The sequence below is a fragment of the Eggerthella sp. genome, from assembly GCF_048329335.1.
Taxonomy (GTDB): Bacteria; Actinomycetota; Coriobacteriia; order Coriobacteriales; family Eggerthellaceae; genus Eggerthella; species Eggerthella lenta.
The window spans coordinates 1-1,671 of the sequence record NZ_DBFEGU010000485.1; the positions used below are offsets into that span (position 1 = coordinate 1).

General features: G+C 65.6%; 2 protein-coding genes. Both read right to left on the minus strand.

Annotated features, from left to right (window positions below; translation table 11 throughout):
* On the minus strand, positions 1–383 hold a 383-nt coding region (locus ACMO6A_RS15030; RefSeq protein ID WP_418471486.1), incomplete at its 3' end, for an ATP-binding cassette domain-containing protein.
* Positions 380–1,671 (minus strand): oligopeptide/dipeptide ABC transporter ATP-binding protein (locus tag ACMO6A_RS15035; protein ID WP_418471487.1); only part of this gene is annotated, 1,292 nt, incomplete at its 5' end. The genes ACMO6A_RS15035 and ACMO6A_RS15030, both read right to left, overlap by 4 nt.

Genomic DNA, 1,671 nt, shown 5'->3' on the forward strand with positions numbered 1-1,671 from the left:
CTCATGCGCGCGTTCAGCGCCGTGGCCGGATCCTGGAACACCACCGAGATCACGCGGCCGATGAGACGGCGCTGCGCAGCCGAGCGCTTCGTCACGTCCTCGCCCTTGAAGAACACCTTGCCCGACGTGGGCTGTTGCAAACCGCACATCACGTTGGCCGTGGTGGACTTGCCGCAGCCGGATTCGCCCACGATGCCCAAGGTTTCGCCGGGCATGAGCTTGAGGGTGAGGCCGCGCACGGCCTGCACCTTGTTCGGATGCAGGATGGAGCCCGTGCGCGTTTTGAACGTCACTCGGATGTCGTCGAGGAAGATGATGGGGGTGGGTTCGCCCGCTCCCGTTGCGGGCTGGACGCCCGCGTTCACGCGTTCCTGCTCGCTCATATGATGGCACCTCCTGGGACGTACGGTTTGATGCCGAGGCGCTTGAGCTCGCTGTCGGGCAGCTCGGCGTAGTAGTGGTCGGAGTCGGACACGCGCTTGAGCACGGGGCGCAGCTGGGACACCTTGTCAGGATGGCTGGAGCGCGGCGTGAAGCGGTCGCCCTCGGGGAAGTCCTTCGGGCTGGGGACGCTGCCGGGCACCTGGTGCAGGCGCGTTCCGCCGGCTTCGATGGACAGCACCGAACCCAAGAGACCGCGGGTGTATTCGTGCACGGGATGGCACAGGATGTCGGATACCGGACCCTGTTCGACCACCTGGCCGGCGTACATGACCGTGATGGAGTTGGCCACCTCGGCGACGAGCGCCAGGTCGTGGCTCACGAACACCATCGCGAAGCCCAGCTCCTTCTGCAGCTTGTTCAACAGGTCGATGACCTGCTTCTGCACGGTCACGTCGAGAGCCGTAGTGGGCTCGTCGGCGATGATGAGCTTCGGGTCGCGCGTCAGCGCCATGGCGATGAGCACGCGCTGGCGCTGGCCGCCGGACAGTTCGTGGGGGTAGGAGTCAAGCGTGCGCTTCGGATCGAGTCCCACCAGCTCCAGCAGCTCCTCGGCCGTGCGGGTTCCTCCGCGCTTCGTGAGCTGCTTCATCTGGGCTTTGATCAGCATGGACGGGTTCAACGAAGAGAGCGCGTCCTGATAGATCATGGCGATTTCGCGACCGCGCAAGGCGTTCATCTGCTTCTGATCCATGTTCAGCAGGTTCTGGCCGTCGTAGAGGATCTCGCCGGACACCTTAGCCTTCGGATCCAGCAGCCCCATGATGGTAAGGGAGGTGATGGACTTGCCGCAGCCGGACTCGCCCACAAGACCCATGGTCTGGCGCGGGCGCACCACGAAGCTCACGTGGTCGACCACGTTCACGTCGCCGTGGCGCGGGAACTTGATGCACAGATCCTTCACTTCCAGAATAGGCGGCACGTCGGTGCGCGCCTCGAAGCGGTCGGTGCGCGTCTTCTCAATCGCCTGAAGCTCGCTGAGGCGCTGTTCGAGCATCTCCGCCTGGGCGGCGTATGCCAGCGTGGGGTCGGCCACGAGCTTGTCGGCCTCGCGGTTCGCGCGGACGGCGGCGTCATCGGCCTTGACCGGGGCCTTGGGCGCGGCGGCCATGGCATCGGTGATGCCCTCGGACAGGATGTTCAGGCACAGCACCGTGATCATGATGGCCAGGCCCGGGAATAGCGCCTGCCACCAACGGCCCGCCAGCACGCCGCCGCGCGCGTCGGACA